Origin of the sequence: uncultured Bradyrhizobium sp., assembly GCF_964252615.1 — a bacterium.
GTDB lineage: Bacteria > Pseudomonadota > Alphaproteobacteria > Rhizobiales > Xanthobacteraceae > Bradyrhizobium.
The window spans coordinates 37,552-53,974 of sequence record NZ_CAXUNQ010000008.1 but is presented as its reverse complement, the minus strand read 5'-3'; the positions used below and the strand labels follow the sequence as shown (position 1 = coordinate 53,974).

The window sequence follows — 16,423 nt, the reverse complement described above, 5'->3', positions numbered from 1 at the left end:
ATGTCCGACCTCGTCTGGAGCAGGGATGGCCGGGACTGGCCCAATCGGGACGCCAGCACGTTCGTCGAAGCGGCCGGATTGAGATGGCATGTGCAGCGGATGGGCAAGGGACCTTCGCTGCTGCTGATTCACGGCACCGGTGCCGCGACCCATTCGTGGCGGGGACTGATGCCGATCCTGGCAGGGCATTTCGCCGTCCTCGCGCTCGATCTGCCAGGTCATGGCTTTACCCAATCGCCTTCGTCGCAGCGGCTGTCGCTGCCGGGCATGGCTTCCGACATTAGCCGGCTTCTTCACACGCTCGCCGCGAAGCCCGAAATCGCGGTCGGCCACTCGGCCGGCGCTGCGATACTCGCGCGAATGTGCCTCGACGGCAAAATTGCTCCGCGGCTGCTGGTAAGCCTCAATGGCGCATTCATGCCGTTCGGCGGCGTGGCCAACCACCTGCTTTCGCCGCTGGCGAAACTGCTGGTGCTCAATCCTTTGGTGCCGCGTCTGTTTGCAAGGCAGGCGGCAGCCGCCGGCGCGGTTGAACGGCTGATTCAAAACACCGGTTCGACCATCGACGCTCCGGGCATCGCGCTCTATCGCAAGCTCGTGCGCAGCCCTGCGCATGTGGCGGCGGCGTTGCGAATGATGGCGAACTGGCGGCTCGAGCCATTGCTGCATGATTTGCCGCGGCTGACGACAAGCTTGTTACTGATCGCCGCGGCAAACGATCGATCGATTTCACCCGACGTCACCCGGCAGGTCCGTGAAATCGCCCCGCAGGCGGAAATCGAGCTTGTGCCCGGCTTGGGGCACCTTGCTCATGAAGAGCGGCCGCAACTGATCGCGAACCTCATCATGAGATACCCGGCGCAGACGAGCAGGGCGAGCGAAAGCGCGCCTGCACTGTAAACCAGATTTTACAGATATGGACTATGCATCTGTCAATAAATAGTTACAGTGCTGTCCATGCTGGATTCTGCTTCTGCCCGATCGACATTACAAATCTCGCCCGACGGCCAGCCGCATGCGGTGGTGATCGGCAGCGGTTTTGGGGGGTTGGCGGCGGCAGTTAGGCTTGGCGCCAAGGGCTACCGCGTCACCGTGCTGGAACAGCTCGATGCCCCCGGTGGCCGCGCCTACGTTTACAGGCAGGACGGTTTTACATTCGATGCAGGCCCGACCATCGTCACGGCCCCATTCCTGTTCGAGGAATTGTGGAAGCTGTGCGGACGAAAACTGTCGGACGCCGTGACGCTGGTGCCGGTATCGCCGTTCTATCGCATCCGTTTTCAGGACGGCTCGCACTTCGACTATTCCGGGGATGCGGTTGCGATGCGCGCCGAAATCGCGCGGTTTTCGCCCGGCGATGCGGACGGCTACGACGCGTACATGAAAGCCAGCGAGGAAATCTTCAAGGTCGGCTTCGAACAGCTCGGCGACGTTCCTTTCAGCAAGTGGACCGACATGGCGAAGATCGCGCCGCAGATGGTCAAGCTGTCCAGCTATCGCAGCGTCTACAGCCTGGTTTCAAAGTTCTTCCGCGATTCCCGGCTCCGTGTCGTGTTCAGCTTCCATCCGCTGCTGATCGGCGGCAATCCGTTCACCGCAAGTTCGATCTACTGCCTGATCGCGTTCCTGGAACGCCGATGGGGCGTGCACTTTGCCATGGGCGGCACCGGCCGGCTGGTCGACGGCCTGGTCGGACTGATCGAAGGCCAGGGGGGCTCGGTTCGCTGCGGGCAGCAAGTTCGCGAGATCATCGTCAAGGATGGCGCGGCGTGTGGCGTGCGCCTCGGCTCCGGCGAAACCATATCGGCTGATGTCGTGGTTTCCAACGCCGATTCGGCCTGGACCTATCGCCATCTGCTGCCGGCCTCCGCGCGGCCGCGCTGGACCGACGAGCGCATCGAACGCGCGCGCTATTCCATGAGCCTGTTCGTCTGGTATTTCGGCACGCGCCGCAAATATTCCAGCGTGCCGCACCACACCATCCTGCTCGGACCGCGCTACAAGGAATTGCTCGCCGATATTTTCGAACGCAAGGTCCTTGCTGATGATTTCAGCCTGTACCTGCATCGCCCCACCGCGACCGATCCGTCGCTGGCGCCGGAGGGCTGCGACGCGTTCTACGTGCTGTCGCCGGTGCCGCATCTGCAGAGCGGCACCGACTGGAGCGTCGCCGCGGAAAAATACCGCCGCGCGATATCGCAGGAACTTGGCAACACCGTATTGCCCGATCTGGAAAACCAGATCGTCAGTTCGCGGATGCTGACGCCGCAGGACTTTCAGGACCGGCTGTCGTCGTTCCGCGGTGCCGCGTTCGGATTGGAGCCGATACTGACGCAGAGCGCCTGGTTCCGGCCGCACAATCGTAGTGAGGATGTCGACCGGCTGTATCTGGTCGGCGCCGGCACCCATCCCGGCGCGGGCTTGCCCGGCGTGCTGTCCTCCGCCCGTGTTCTCGATTCCCTCGTCCCGGATGCCGAAAGTCTGGGCCGCTCAAGCCTGGTGAATGCATGACGATTCATTCGACGATGACGGACGTCTACGCCTGCCGCGCGTTGCTGAGAGGCGGCTCGCGCACGTTCCACGCGGCTTCAAAATTGCTGCCGCGGAAGGTCGCCGATCCGGCCATCGCACTCTATGCGTTTTGCCGGCTCGCTGACGACGCGGTCGATTTCGGCAGCAATCGCGCCGCCGCCGTGCAACGACTGAGGAAAAGGCTGGAGCGCGCCTATCGCGGCCAGCCGATGAATCTCGCCGCCGACCGCGCTTTCGCCGACGTGATCGCGCGTTTCGCCATTCCGCGCGAGTTGCCCGAGGCGTTGCTCGAGGGGCTGGCGTGGGACGCCGAGGGCCACCGTTACGAGACACTGTCGGAGCTCTACGCTTATGCGGCGCGCGTCGCCGGCGCGGTGGGAGCGATGATGACGCTGGTGATGGGGCAGCGCGCCCCGGAAATCGTGGCGCGCGCCTGCGATCTCGGCATCGCCATGCAGCTTACCAACATCGCCCGTGACGTCGGTGAGGACGCCCGTGCCGGAAGGCTGTATCTGCCGCTGGCCTGGCTGCGCGAGAGCGGAATTGATCCGGACAGGTGGATGGCCGATCCGTTGTTCACGCCTGAGATCGCCATGATCGTGCAGCGCCTCCTGGACGCAGCCGACGTGATGTACGACCGTGCAACGCTCGGCATCGCCAATCTGCCCTTGTCCTGCCGTCCCGGCATCTATGCAGCGCGGGCGCTCTATGCGGAAATCGGCCGCGAGGTGGAACGAGGCGGACTGGATTCGGTTTCGCGGCGCGCAGTGGTTTCGACCAACCGCAAGCTGACGGTGTTGGCGCGCACGCTGGCCCTGCTGGAAACCGGATGGACGCCGGCGAAGAATTCCGACGCAGGCGCGCAGCTTGACGAAGCCCGCTTCCTGATCGAGGCGGTCGCGGCAACGCCGGTGCGCCAGCCCGAACATAAAGGCAGGGCAAAACCGATCGAGGATCGCGTGGTGTGGGTGATCGACCTGTTTGCGCGGCTGGAGCGGCGCGATCAGTTGCAGCGTACCGGGTCGTTCCGATAACACCATCGAAAATGCCCGGCATCGCCGCGATCAACGACGAGAAGATCAGCACGCCCGGCCACTGCTCGATGCCGCCGCTGCCAAGCTGACCTGGGCGGTCTTGAAACCGAGGCTGATTTGAATCGCTAACTGTCGTTACCGGAACAAGGACCGCCCATGGACGGCTATCTCGGATTTATCGAGTTCTTCGTGGTCGCCCTGTTCGCCATGTCGTGGGGCGTGCTTGAGCTGGTCGGCAGGCGGCTCGACAGGAAGAAGGAAGCCGAGCGGGCAAAGCAGCAGAATTCTGCGCCGCCGCGGTGAGACACTCGCTCATGTCCATGCCCTTGGCATCCGGAACGGCAGCATCGCCTGCACCACCGGCATCGCGAACCGGTCAAGCGACAGGCTTTCGTGCATCAGCGCCACCGGCTCGCCAAGCAGTTTCGCCGAGATCACCGAACGCGCGTAAAAAGGCGCGTCTTCCAGGGTTTTGACGACAGTCGCGCCGTCTTCGCTGCGAACGCTACGATCGACGCGCCATCCCGTGCGTCTCAACCCGACCATGCGCGGCGGTACGAACGTCTGCATCCTGCCTTGCGGATCGAACGTCATCGCCAGATCGATGCGGCTGCCATCGCGGCGCTGCGCTTCATAAAGAATTACCGCTCCGTCTTGCATCGCGCCGCGCGCCCATTGCCAATCGCTGAAATCCTGTTCGAGCGGCGCGTCGCCACGGTTCATGTCGAAGTAACCGTCCCCTTGCCAGCGCAGGTGCGGATGATCGAGGGCGACCTGAACGCGCGCGCAGGGTGCAATCGGCCACCACATGTGACGGCCTTTTTCGCCGAGCGTGAAGGCCTGCCGCGTGATTGCGGTTGGAACGACGCGCACCGTACCGCGGACGCGCCGGGGAATCGGCACCGCGATCTCATCGATGCGGATCGTCAGTGACGTGCCATCCCATGAAAGACTGCTCGGCCCGACGCTGAAAGAATTCGTCGTACGGCTGACAGCGCCGCGCGGCCGTTCCGTCATCGCCCACCGGTTGCGGCCCCTGCGGTAGACCGCGACATTGATGGCGCAGTGATTGAGCGGATCGACTGCGCCCTTGCGGCGCGCGAACGCATAATAGGGCGAGAAAACGCTGCCGATGAAGGCGATGATGGCGATGCCGCTCTCGCCGTCGTCGCTCAGCGCATCGACATACCACCAGGCATAGCCGTTTTTGGCGACCGGCCGATCGAACCCAAATCCGCCATCAGGCTGGCCGCCGCCGAACGGCCCGACAGCGCCGCCATCGGCACGCCCGGCCCCGGATGGGTGCTGCCACCCGCCAGATACAGGCCCGGAATTCTGGTGCGGGCTCCCGGCCGCTGGAACGAAGCCGTCCATCCGTGCGAGCTGCGGCCATATAGCGCGCCTCCCGTCGCCGGAAACAGGTTGTTGAAATCCGCCGGAGTAGTCGCCTTCATGGCCTCGGGCCGCCGATGGATATGCAGGCCGCAGCGCTCCAGGGCGCCGAATGTCCGCTGCGCGCATTGCTCCACCTCCGCTGCATCGTAGGAATGCCGGTCGCCGTTCGCGGGCGCATTGATGAGAACCAGCAGCTTTTCCTCGCTGCCTCCGACGCCGTTATCGTCGTCGCGATCCTGCGCGCAGACATACACCGTAGGGTCGCGCGGCGTCGTAGCGCGGGAAAAAATACTGTCGAACTCGGCCTCGTAGTTGCGCGAGAAGAAAACGTTGTGCCTGCTGAGCCTGAAGCCGTCCGTAGCTGCAACCAGGCTCCAGGTCATAGCCGACAGTGATCGCGCACGCGGCGGTATCGCCGCGGCGGCGCGGCGAGAGGCGATGCCGAACAGTCCGTTCGCCACCGCGGCAATATCGGCATTCACGATCACCGCGTCCGCCGCAACGCGTTCGCCGCTCGCAAGCCGGACGCCGCTGGCACGCCCGCAATTAGTGAGGACTTCGCGCACTTCCTGACCATAGCGGATCGTCGCGCCAGAATACCTCGCGCAATCCGCCAGCGCCTGGGCGAGCCCGTGCATGCCGCCGTCGATGCTCCAGACCCCTTCGCGCTCGACATGCGCCACCAGCATCAGCGTTGCCGGGGCCTGGAACGGCGACGAACCGCAATAGGTGGCATAACGTCCGAACAGTTGCCGCAGTCTCGGGTCGTGGAAATATTGCGAGAGCGCCGACCACATCGACGAGAACGGTTTGATCTGCGGAAGCTGCATCAATCCGCGAAAGCCGTTAGCCCCGATCAGTCCGCCCATGCTCGGCTGCGGGGCGCGCAGGAACGGCTTTTCGAGGATGTCGTAGATTCGCCGGGTGTCGCGGCAGAACATGCGATAGCGCCTTGCCTCGGCGGAGCCCGCGAAATCCCCGATCGCCTCGACCGAGCGTTCTTCGTCCGCGAACAGATCCAGCCGCGCAGGCTCATCCCAGGCGTGGCGGGCCAGCACCTCAAGCGGACGCAGCCGCACATGGTCTGCAAAGTTCTTTCCCGCGGCGGCGAACAGTTCGTCGAACACCCAGCGCATGGTGAAAACCGTTGGCCCGCTGTCGATCTGCGAAGAACCTATTTTGATCTGTCGCATCTTGCCGCCAGGCGCGGAGCCGCGCTCGACCACGGTGACATCGAGGCCGCGTGCTGCAAGTGCGAAGGCGGCAACGAGCCCCGCGACACCAGCTCCGACGACGACAACACGATCTTTGGGCATGGCCGACGCCGCCTCCGCGTTGTCGATTGACAGCTGTCCATAATTATTTACAGTTATATAGACAAGTCAAATTGACACATTTTCTGCCAACACGGAAGGTCTGCCATGGATGTCAGCAGCCGGATCGAGCGAGCTCTCAACGACGCCGTGGCTCGGGCGGAGGTTCCAGGATGCCCGCCGCGGCTGGCGGCAGCGATGCGGTACGCAGTCTTCCCCCGCGGTGCCCGCGTTCGGCCACGGCTTTGTCACAGCGTTGCCGCAGCATGTGGAGAGGACCATCCGGCCGCGACCGAGGCCGCCGGGGCGGCCCTCGAGCTGCTGCATTGCGCCTCATTGGTGCATGACGACTTGCCCTGCTTCGACGCCGCGGAAACCCGACGGGGACGACCTTCGGTGCATAAGGCGTTCGGCGAACCGCTCGCGGTTTTGACCGGCGATGCGCTGATCGTGCTGGCGTTCCAGACGCTTGCACGTATCCAATGCGTACCGGAACGGCTCGCCACGTTGACGCTCGCGGTGGCACAGGCGGTCGGCGTGCCCTCGGGCATCGTCGCGGGCCAGGCGTGGGAATGCGAATCGCAGATTGATCTCGCGCACTATCATCGTTCCAAGACGGGGGCGCTGTTTGCCGCGGCGACGGTGGCGGGCGCGGCCTCGGCCGGCGCCGACGCCGAGCCATGGCGGATGGTCGGCGAGAAGCTCGGCGAGGCCTATCAGGTCGCCGATGACATTCGTGATGCCGCGTCTGATGAACATGAGATCGGCAAGCCGGTCGGGCGCGATCTCGCGCTGGGACGTCCGAGTGCGGTGATCGAGCTCGGCCTCGATGGTGCGCTGTACCGGCTGCACGAACTGGTGCGGGGTGCAATCGAGGCGATGCCGCCGTGTCCCAATGGCGCCGAACTGCGCTCGCTCATGCTCTCGGAGGCCAAGCGCCTGGTGCCCGCCAAGCTCGCGCAATTCGCGGCGTAGCGGCCATGGCGACGATCGCGCATCATGGGGTCGGGGACGACAAGTCCGACCCGAAGCGCGCCGTCGAGCCTGCGCCGGCGGTGCATATGTCGTCGCGGCTGTCGTTGCATGACCGCATGCTCGGCTTACGGGATGCGATTCTCGCCAATCCGGGTTTTCAGCGATTTGCAGGCGCTTTTGCCCTGACCCGGCCAATCGCGCGGCAGCGCGCGAACGCGCTGTTCGATCTCTGCGCCGGCTTCGTCTATTCGCAGATATTACTGGCCTGTGTGCGGCTGCGGCTGTTCGATGAGCTGGCCGGCGGGCCGGTGGCTGTGAGCGAATTATCGTCGCGGCTGTCGCTGCCGCTGGAGGCAGCCGTGCTGCTGCTGGATGCGGCGGTCTCCCTGAAACTGGTCCAGCGCCGCAGCGGCGGCCGCTACGGCCTTGGCCCGCTCGGTGCAGCGTTGATCAGCAATCCCGGGGTGCTCGTGATGATCGAGCATCACGCGATGCTCTACAGCGACCTTCAGGATCCCGTCGCGCTGTTGCGGGGTGAAGCCGGGGCAGGGCAGCTCGCGGGTTACTGGCCTTATGCCAGGGGCGGCAAGCCGGCCGATCTTTCCGGTGACGCGGTCGCTCCCTATACCGCGCTGATGGCGGCGTCGCAGCCGATGATCGCGCAGCAGGTGCTGTCCGCCTACTCGTTCCATGGACATCGATGCCTGCTCGACGTCGGCGGCGGCGACGGTTCCTTCATCGCTGCGGTGGCCGCGCTGACGCCGAAGCTACGCTGCGTGTTGTTCGATCTTCCCGCCGTGGCCGACAAGGCCAGCGAGCGGTTCAGCACCACGGGGATATCGTCGCGCGCGGTCGCGATGGGCGGAAGCTTTCTGACCGATCGGCTGCCCGATGGCGCCGATATCGTCTCACTGGTGCGGGTCATCCATGATCATGATGATGCCGCCGTGATGATCCTGCTGCGTGCGGTCCACCGCGTACTGCCGGGCAACGGGACGCTTTTGATCGCCGAACCCCTCTCCGGCGTCCGCGGCGCCGAGCCGATCGGCGACGCCTATTTCGCATTTTACCTGCTGGCGATGGGCAGCGGGCGGCCGCGGACCTTCGAACGTTTGCGGCAAATGCTTATCGAAGCCCGGTTCGTCGATATCGCGTTGCGGCCGGCGCCGATGCCGATGCTTACCAGCATCATTACAGCCCGGGCCGCGTAAGAATTCTGTTAGTCTAACTTGACACTCCAGAACGTCAGGTTAGCATGACATCTGCGGATCAGGATTCCGCCGTCCAGATTGGGGAGAGCGATGGACACCATCGCGGTGGTGCTACAGCAGCCGGAGCAAGTGGAGCTCAATCGGCTTGCTTTGACTGCGCCGACCCCGGACGATGTCATCGTCGACGTCGAGTGGAGCGGGGTCAGCACCGGCACCGAGCGGCTGCTGTGGTCGGGACGGATGCCCTCGTTCCCCGGAATGGGATATCCGCTGGTCCCCGGCTATGAGTCGGTAGGGCGCGTGGTTGAGGCCGGATCGGCAACCGACCTCCATCCCGGTCAGCGCGTCTTCGCCCCCGGGGCGAAATGTTTTGGCGAGGTGCGCGGCCTGTTCGGCGCCACGGCATCGCGGCTGGTGGTGCCGGGGAAGCGCGTGGTGCCGCTCGACCAGAACCTTGGCGACCGGGGAATCCTGCTTGCGCTGGCCGCGACAGCCTATCATGCCATCGCCGCACGAGGTGCTGCAGCTCCCGACTGTATTGTCGGTCACGGCGTGTTGGGGCGGCTGCTGGCACGCATCTCGATCGCGGTCCGAAATGATCCGCCGGTGGTGTGGGAGAAAAACCCGGCGCGCGTCGGCGGCGGGGCCGGATATGGCGTGCTCGATCCGGAGCACGACACGCGCCGCGATTACAAGAGCATCTACGACGCCAGCGGCGACGCCGGCCTGCTGAATTCATTGATCGGCCGTCTCGCGCCCGGCGGCGAAATCGTTCTCGCCGGATTCTACAGCGAGCCGCTGTCTTTCGCGTTTCCCCCCGCGTTCATGCGCGAAGCGCGGATTCGCGTTGCCGCGGAATGGCAGCCGCCCGATCTGGTCGCGACCAAGGCGTTGATCGAGTCCGGCCGGCTTTCGCTGGATGGTCTGATCACCCATCGCCACGACGCACGGGCCGCACCGGACGCCTACCGCGTGGCCTTCGAAGATCCCGCGTGCCTCAAAATGGTTTTGAACTGGAGTTCGCTCTCATGAATGCCGTGCCTCAAATCAGCATGAAGGACGCCCTGCGCGCGGAAGCCGCGATCGAACCGAACGCGCCGGCGACGACGCCGGTCACCAAAGAAACCCAGATTATCGCAATCTACGGGAAGGGCGGCATCGGCAAGAGTTTCACGTTGGCAAATCTTTCCTACATGATGGCGCAGCAGGGCAAAAAGGTGCTGCTGATCGGCTGCGATCCTAAGAGCGACACCACCTCGCTGCTGTTCGGCGGCCGCGCTTGTCCAACCATCATCGAAACATCATCCAAGAAGAAGCTCGCCGGCGAGGAAGTGAAGATCGGCGACGTCTGTTTCAAGCGCGACGGCGTGTTTGCCATGGAGCTTGGCGGCCCGGAAGTAGGGCGCGGCTGCGGCGGCCGCGGCATCATTCACGGCTTCGAACTGCTGGAAAAGCTTGGCTTCCACGAGTGGGGTTTCGACTACGTGTTGCTCGACTTTCTTGGCGACGTCGTCTGTGGCGGGTTCGGCTTGCCGATCGCGCGCGACATGTGCCAGAAAGTCATCGTGGTCGGGTCGAACGACCTTCAGTCGCTCTATGTCGCCAACAACGTCTGCTCGGCGGTGGAATATTTCCGCAAGCTCGGCGGCAATGTCGGCGTCGCCGGCATGGTCATCAATAAGGACGATGGCACCGGCGAGGCTGCGGCATTCGCGCAGACGGTCGGCATCCCGGTGCTCGCGGCGATCCCGGCCGACGACGACATCCGCAAGAAGAGCGCGAACTACGAGATCATCGGCCTGCCCGACGGGCAGTGGAGTTCGCTGTTCGAGGAACTTGCAAAGAATGTCGGCCTCGCACCGCCGGTACGCCCGGCGCCGCTGACGCAGGACGGTCTGCTGGGATTGTTCAAGGGGGAGGTGGTCGGACGTGGCGTGGTGCTGGAGCCCGCGACCATGGAAGACATGTGCGGCAAGTCCGTCGTGAGCAAGCCATCCCTCGAAGTCGTCTATGACGCAGCGTGAGAGCGGCATGATGCGGAGCGCGACATGAACGTCATCCTGCCTCGATACAGCGGTGCGATAGCTCAGTCTGTCGTGAGCGAGCCTGTCGAGGTCGTGGTTGACGACGCGCCACAGGGCGCTGCTGCGATTCCGCCGGCGATCAATGCTGCGGCAACAAAGAGCGACGGCCTTGGTTGCCACGCCGGCGCCGCGGAGCTGGCGGCCGCGGCGGGAGCCGCGGGCAAGAGCGACATCCTCGAACGCTACGCCGCCGACTATCCCAAAGGGCCGCACGATCAGCCGCAAAGCATGTGTCCTGCGTTCGGTTCCTTGCGCGTGGGCTTGCGCATGCGCCGTACCGCGACGATTCTCTCGGGCTCCGCCTGCTGCGTCTACGGCCTGACGTTTACGTCGCACTTTTACGGCGCGCGGCGGACGGTAGGCTACGTTCCCTTCAATTCGGAGACGCTGGTCACCGGTAAACTGTTCGAGGACATTCGCGAAGCGGTGTTCAAGCTCGCCGATCCCGCGCTTTACGACACCATCATCATCACCAATCTTTGCGTGCCGACGGCGTCGGGCGTCCCGCTCGATCTGCTGCCGGACGAAATCAACGGCGTGCGCATCATCGGCATCGATGTGCCCGGTTTCGGCGTGCCCACCCACGCCGAAGCCAAGGACGTGCTTGCGGCGGCGATGCTCGAATACGCCCGCAAGGAAGTCGAGCAGGGACCGGTACAGGCACCGCGCGGCGGCAAGAGCGAGCGCCCGACCGTCACATTGATCGGTGAGATGTTCCCGGCCGATCCCGTAGGTATCGGCATGATGCTGGAACCGCTCGGGCTCGCGGCGGGGCCGGTGGTGCCGACGCGCGAGTGGCGCGAACTTTACGCTGCGCTCGACTGCTCGGTGGTCGCCGCGATCCATCCCTTCTACACCGCAAGTTTCCGTCAATTCGATCTGGCCGGGCGGAAAATCATTGGTTCGGCTCCGGTCGGTCACGACGGGACCGAAGCTTGGCTCGAATCGATCGGGGTCGCCTGCAACGTAGCGCGCGACAAGATCGATGCCGCCAAGAACCGCTTCCTGCCCATGATCAAGGGAGCGCTGGCGGCCAAGCCGGTCGATGCGCGTATCACCGTGTCCGGGTATGAAGGCTCGGAACTGCTGGTCGCGAGGCTGCTGATCGAAAGCGGCGCCGATGTGCCGTATGTCGGCACCGCCTGCCCGCGGACGCAATGGTCCGATTGCGACCGTGAATGGCTGGAAGCCAGGGGCACGCGCGTTCAATACCGCGCGTCGCTGGAAATGGACCTCGCCGCCGTCGGCGAATTCAAGCCGAACCTCGCCATCGGCACGACGCCGGTCGTGCAAAAGGCCAAGCAGCTCGCAATCCCGGCGCTGTATTTCACCAATCTGATTTCGGCAAGGCCGTTGTTCGGCGTCGCCGGCGCGGGCTCGCTGGCGCAGGTGGTCAACGCCGCGCTGGCCAATCAAAGCCGCTTCGAGCAGATGAAGGGGTTCTTCGGCGATGTCGGCGAAGGCCACGCCGCCGGCATCTGGGAAGACACGCCGAAAGACAATGTCGCATTCCGGGAGAAATACAAAAAGCAGATCGAGGCCCAGGTCAAAAAGCGCAAAGCCGAGGAGATGATCTGATGCTTGTCCTCGACCATGACCGCGCGGGCGGCTACTGGGGCGCCGTTTATGCCTTCACCGCGGTGAAGGGCATGCAGGTGATCATTGACGGGCCGGTGGGCTGCGAGAACCTGCCGGTCACTTCGGTGCTGCATTACACCGACGCGCTGCCGCCGCACGAGTTGCCGATCGTGGTGACGGGGCTGGGTGAAGAAGAACTCGGCCAAACCGGCACCGAAGGCGCGATGAAGCGCGCGCACCGCGTACTCGATCCGTATCTGCCCGCGGTCGTCGTCACCGGCTCGATCGCCGAGATGATCGGCGGTGGGGTCACGCCGGAGGGGACCAATATCAAGCGCTTCCTGCCGCGCACGATCGACGAGGACCAATGGCAGAGCGCCGACCGCGCTATCGTCTGGCTCTGGAAGGAATACGGCGTCAAGAAAATCCCCGAGCGCAAGCCGCCTGCAGACGGCGTCAAACCGCGGGTCAATATCATCGGTCCGATCTACGGCACCTTCAACATGCCAAGCGATGTTGCGGAAATCCGCCGGCTGGTCGAGGGCATCGGCGCCGACGTCAACATGGTTTTCCCGCTCGGCAGCCATCTGGCCGATATCCCAAAGCTCGTGAATGCCGACGTCAACGTCTGCATGTACCGTGAATACGGCCGCATGCTGTGCGAGACGTTGGAACGTCCCTATCTGCAGGCGCCGATCGGCCTGCACAGCACGACAAAATTTCTGCGCAAACTCGGAGAGCTGCTGGGCATCGACCCGGAGCCGTTCATCGAACGCGAAAAGCACACCACCATCAAGCCGCTGTGGGATCTCTGGCGCTCGGTGACGCAGGATTTCTTCGGCACCGCGAGCTTTGCGATCGTAGCCAACGAGACATATGCGCGCGGTGTCAGGAATTTCCTCGAAACGGAAATGGGATTGCCGTGCACCTTCTGGTTTGCCCGCAAGGCGGGCGTGAAGCCGGACAACGACGCGGTCCGCAACGCCGTGCGCGAGAAGCCGCCGCTGATCATGTTCGGCAGTTACAACGAGCGCATGTATCTCGCGGAGGTGGGCGGCCGCGCGATCTACATACCGGCATCCTTCCCGGGCGCGGTGATCCGGCGGCATATCGGCACGCCGTTCATGGGCTATTCGGGCGCGACCTATCTGGTTCAGGAGGTCTGTAACGCGCTGTTCGACGCGCTTTTCAACATCCTTCCGCTGGCCGCCGACCTCGATCGGGTCGACCCGACGCCGGCGCGGCTGCACCAGGAAATTCTCTGGAGCGACGAGGCGAAGGCGCTGCTCGACGAAGTGCTCGAAGCGCACCCGGTGTTGGTGCGTATCTCCGCCGCCAAGCGTCTGCGCGATGCGGCCGAGAGCGGCGCGCGGCGCGCTGGAGCAGAGCGGGTCACGACGGAGTTGGTCACGAAGGCGCGGGCTGCGCTGATGGATGGGCAGCCCGCATGAGGACGACAGAAGCAGGTTTGTTTCCGGTAATTCCCTATCCGTGTGCGCGAGAGACAGCAATCAAGAGGTGATGCCGATGTCCGACTATGTTCACGCAAGCTCTCGCTCAAAGCCATTGGTGGAGAGCAGGACGATCGAGTCGCGGTTGATGTTCGGCGTGTTCTACATGCTGTTTCTGCTCAGGGCGGCAGCGACGCGGCTAGTGCCCTGGCGCAAACGGAATTCGTTCGGACCATCCAACAATCGCGAGTCGATCTTTATCGAAGCGCGCAGCGCGGCGGGCACCATCGTGACGTCGTCGTTCATGGGTCTGTAGTCGAGGATTTCGCCTGGCGGTGCCGGGCGGATAACCGCCGTTTCTAAGGAGATCCGGCATTCGCTGTCGTCCACGCTCGGGCGGCGAACGGCCGCAAGGCCATTACTAGGAGGAATACCACATGAAGGACGGTTCCATCTCGGGGCTATCCGAAGCTGAAGCCAAGGAATTCCACACGATATTCATGACGAGTTTCTTTCTCTTCACGGCTGTCGCGGTGGTCGCCCATATCCTCGCCTGGATGTGGCGTCCCTGGTTGCCGGGCCCCGGCGGCTACAAGACTACGGCGTTGGACAGCATCCAGCACTTCGCCAGTGTTTCTCTTTCGTATCTCACATAGCGGGAGGCAAACATGTGGCGTATCTGGCTGCTCTTCGATCCGCGGCGTGCGTTGGTCATGCTCTTCACGTTCCTGTTCGGACTGGCGATCGTGATCCACTTCATTCTGCTCTCCACCGACCGGTTCAACTGGTTGGACGGTCCCCGCAGGGGCCCGGCGAAGACGGGAGAGATTTCTCTGCCGTACACACCACCAAGCATGCCGTCCTGATGGCATGACGTACTGCGTACCGGAACGGACGGGGCCGGATGGAGCGGCCGGGCTCGTCCGCTTCCGGTAGCTAACGAACAAGTAGACGCAATAACGATTTGCAGGATTCGCAGGCGGAGGATCGATCGATGGCAATGCTCAGCTTTGAAAGAAAATATCGCGTTCGCGGCGGAACGCTGATCGGCGGCGACCTGTTCGATTTCTGGGCTGGTCCGTTTTACGTCGGGTTCTTCGGTGTCACCACGGCGTTCTTTTCCCTTGTCGGGATCGCGATGATCCTCTGGAGCACCGCGCTTGGCCCGACCTGGAATCTCTGGCAAATCAGCGTCAATCCTCCGGACGTCAAATACGGGCTGTCGTTTGCGCCGCTGCAAGAAGGCGGCATTTGGCAGATTGTCACCGTTTGCGCGCTCGGCGCTTTCGTCTCATGGGCGCTGCGCGAGGTGGAAATCTGCCGAAAGCTCGGGATCGGCTATCACGTGCCGTTTGCGTTCGGCTTTGCCATTTTGGCTTACTTCACCCTGGTCGTGATCCGTCCGGTGCTGATGGGATCGTGGAGCTACGGCTTTCCCTACGGCATCATCACCCACCTCGATTGGGTGTCGAACACCGGCTATCAGTACGGCAATTTTCACTATAATCCCGCGCATATGATCGCCATCACGTTTTTCTTTACGACGTGCCTGGCGTTGGCGCTGCATGGCGGGCTGATCCTGTCCTCGACCAATCCCGACCGCGGCGAGCCGGTGAAGTCACCCGAGCACGAGAACACGATCTTCCGCGACCTGATCGGCTATTCGGTCGGCACCATCGGCATCCATCGGCTCGGACTGTTCGTGGCGCTGTCGGCCGTGTTCTTCAGCGCCGTTTGCATCGTCATCAGCGGCCCGTTGTGGTCGGAAGGAGACGCCTGGTCCGAATGGTGGAACTGGTGGCGCAATCTTCCGATCTGGTCTTCCAACTAAAAAATCCGGTCATCAGAAAGAGTCTCGCCATGGCCAATTACCAGAATTTTTTCACCCAGGTGCAGGTTCGCAGCACCGTTTACCCGGGCATTCCGTTGCAGCCTGGAACGTGGGTTCGTACCGGGGAGGGCCGGTTCAACTACTGGCTCGGAAAGCTCGGCGACGCCCAGGTCGGCCCGATCTATCTCGGCTTCACCGGCCTCGCATCGATCATCTGCGGCATTGTTGCGATCGAAATCATCGGCCTCAACATGCTGGCGTCGGTGAACTGGAGCCCGATCGAGTTTGTCAGGCAGTTGCCCTGGCTCTCGCTCGATCCGCCGAAACCCGAATACGGCATCAGTATCCCGCCGCTGCAGGAGGGCGGCTGGTGGCTGATGGCCGGTTTCTTCCTGACCACGTCGATTCTCTTGTGGTGGACGCGGACCTACCGGCGCGCGCGGGCGCTCGGCATGGGCACGCACGTCTCATGGGCATTCGCCTCGGCGATCTGGCTCTATCTGGTGCTGGGCTTTATCCGTCCGCTGCTGATGGGGCACTTCAGCGAAGCGGTCCCGTTCGGAATCTTCCCGCATCTCGACTGGACCAACAATTTCTCCATCACGCACGGTAACCTGTTCTACAACCCGTTCCACATGCTCTCCATCGCCTTCCTGTATGGCTCGGCGCTGCTGTTCGCCATGCACGGCGCGACCATCCTCGCCGTCAGCCGTTACGGCGGCGAGCGCGAGATCGAGCAAATCGTCGACCGCGGGACCGCGCTTGAGCGGGCGGCATTGTTCTGGCGCTGGACCATGGGCTTCAATGCCACCGCGGAATCGATTCACCGCTGGGCCTGGTGGTTTGCCGTGCTCTGTCCGCTGACCGGAGGCATCGGGATCCTGCTTTCCGGCACGGTGGTCGATAACTGGTTTGACTGGGGCGTAAAGCACGGGCTGGCAATGCCGCGATAGAAGCCCGCGCGATTATTAGCGAACTCCAAACGCGCGCCGGCAGTAGCGAAAATGCCATTCCGGCGC

Annotated in this window: 17 protein-coding genes; 15 read left to right on the top strand and 2 right to left on the bottom strand. The window is 63.5% G+C overall.

Annotation, left to right across the window (positions count from 1 at the left end):
* From bchO to ACFE72_RS07170, 4 genes are all read left to right on the top strand, one after another.
* Positions 1–900: an alpha/beta fold hydrolase BchO gene (bchO, locus tag ACFE72_RS07185; RefSeq protein ID WP_375412385.1), complete on the top strand. Its 900-nt coding sequence runs from the start codon at positions 1–3 to the stop codon at positions 898–900.
* A gap of 57 nt (positions 901–957) precedes the next feature.
* Positions 958–2,511: a phytoene desaturase gene (locus ACFE72_RS07180; protein WP_375412384.1), complete on the top strand. Its 1,554-nt coding sequence runs from the start codon at positions 958–960 to the stop codon at positions 2,509–2,511.
* Positions 2,508–3,566 carry a phytoene/squalene synthase family protein gene (locus ACFE72_RS07175; protein WP_375412383.1) on the top strand — a complete coding sequence of 353 codons (1,059 nt, stop codon included), beginning with the start codon at positions 2,508–2,510 and terminating at the stop codon, positions 3,564–3,566. Before ACFE72_RS07180 ends, ACFE72_RS07175 begins: the two co-directional genes overlap by 4 nt.
* 156 nt (positions 3,567–3,722) lie before the next feature.
* Positions 3,723–3,869 carry a hypothetical protein gene (locus ACFE72_RS07170; RefSeq protein ID WP_375412382.1) on the top strand — a complete coding sequence of 49 codons (147 nt, stop codon included), beginning with the start codon at positions 3,723–3,725 and terminating at the stop codon, positions 3,867–3,869.
* Positions 3,870–3,878: 9 nt separating this feature from the next.
* Here ACFE72_RS07170 and ACFE72_RS07165 read toward each other — a convergent pair whose 3' ends face one another.
* Entirely contained in the window at positions 3,879–4,742 is an 864-nt protein-coding gene (locus ACFE72_RS07165) for a hydratase (protein ID WP_375412462.1), read from the bottom strand.
* Positions 4,739–6,277 (bottom strand): 1-hydroxycarotenoid 3,4-desaturase CrtD, encoded by a 1,539-nt coding sequence (gene crtD, locus ACFE72_RS07160; RefSeq protein ID WP_375412381.1) that lies wholly within the window; start codon positions 6,275–6,277, stop codon positions 4,739–4,741. The genes ACFE72_RS07165 and crtD overlap by 4 nt, the downstream gene beginning before the upstream one ends.
* Positions 6,278–6,382: 105 nt before the next feature.
* On the opposite strand from crtD, the gene ACFE72_RS07155 reads away from it, so the two are divergent.
* From ACFE72_RS07155 to pufM, 11 genes are all read left to right on the top strand, one after another.
* Positions 6,383–7,249: a polyprenyl synthetase family protein gene (locus ACFE72_RS07155; RefSeq protein ID WP_375412380.1), complete on the top strand. Its 867-nt coding sequence runs from the start codon at positions 6,383–6,385 to the stop codon at positions 7,247–7,249.
* An 86-nt stretch (positions 7,250–7,335) separates the two neighbouring features.
* Positions 7,336–8,460, top strand: a complete 1,125-nt coding sequence (locus tag ACFE72_RS07150) for a methyltransferase (protein ID WP_375412461.1) — start codon at positions 7,336–7,338, stop codon at positions 8,458–8,460.
* 90 nt (positions 8,461–8,550) lie between these two features.
* On the top strand, positions 8,551–9,492 hold the full coding sequence (gene bchC, locus ACFE72_RS07145; protein WP_375412379.1) for a chlorophyll synthesis pathway protein BchC: 942 nt from the start codon (positions 8,551–8,553) through the stop codon (positions 9,490–9,492).
* On the top strand, positions 9,489–10,484 hold the full coding sequence (locus ACFE72_RS07140) for a chlorophyllide a reductase iron protein subunit X (RefSeq protein ID WP_375412378.1): 996 nt from the start codon (positions 9,489–9,491) through the stop codon (positions 10,482–10,484). Before bchC ends, ACFE72_RS07140 begins: the two co-directional genes overlap by 4 nt.
* Positions 10,485–10,508: 24 nt before the next feature.
* Entirely contained in the window at positions 10,509–12,122 is a 1,614-nt protein-coding gene (bchY, locus tag ACFE72_RS07135; RefSeq protein ID WP_375412377.1) for a chlorophyllide a reductase subunit Y, read from the top strand.
* Positions 12,122–13,573, top strand: a complete 1,452-nt coding sequence (bchZ, locus tag ACFE72_RS07130) for a chlorophyllide a reductase subunit Z (protein WP_375412376.1) — start codon at positions 12,122–12,124, stop codon at positions 13,571–13,573. Before bchY ends, bchZ begins: the two co-directional genes overlap by 1 nt.
* 76 nt (positions 13,574–13,649) lie before the next feature.
* Positions 13,650–13,889: a hypothetical protein gene (locus ACFE72_RS07125; RefSeq protein ID WP_375412375.1), complete on the top strand. Its 240-nt coding sequence runs from the start codon at positions 13,650–13,652 to the stop codon at positions 13,887–13,889.
* A gap of 121 nt (positions 13,890–14,010) precedes the next feature.
* The gene (pufB, locus tag ACFE72_RS07120) at positions 14,011–14,229 is read left to right on the top strand and encodes a light-harvesting antenna LH1, beta subunit (protein ID WP_375412374.1); all 219 of its coding nucleotides are present in this window, start codon (positions 14,011–14,013) and stop codon (positions 14,227–14,229) included.
* Positions 14,230–14,241: 12 nt separating this feature from the next.
* Positions 14,242–14,439, top strand: coding sequence for a light-harvesting antenna LH1, alpha subunit (gene pufA, locus ACFE72_RS07115; RefSeq protein WP_375412373.1), 198 nt, complete (start codon positions 14,242–14,244; stop codon positions 14,437–14,439).
* 128 nt (positions 14,440–14,567) lie between these two features.
* Positions 14,568–15,404: a photosynthetic reaction center subunit L gene (pufL, locus tag ACFE72_RS07110; RefSeq protein WP_375412372.1), complete on the top strand. Its 837-nt coding sequence runs from the start codon at positions 14,568–14,570 to the stop codon at positions 15,402–15,404.
* A 29-nt stretch (positions 15,405–15,433) separates the two neighbouring features.
* Positions 15,434–16,357: a photosynthetic reaction center subunit M gene (gene pufM / locus ACFE72_RS07105; protein WP_375412371.1), complete on the top strand. Its 924-nt coding sequence runs from the start codon at positions 15,434–15,436 to the stop codon at positions 16,355–16,357.
* The last annotated feature ends 66 nt before the right edge of the window (positions 16,358–16,423 follow it).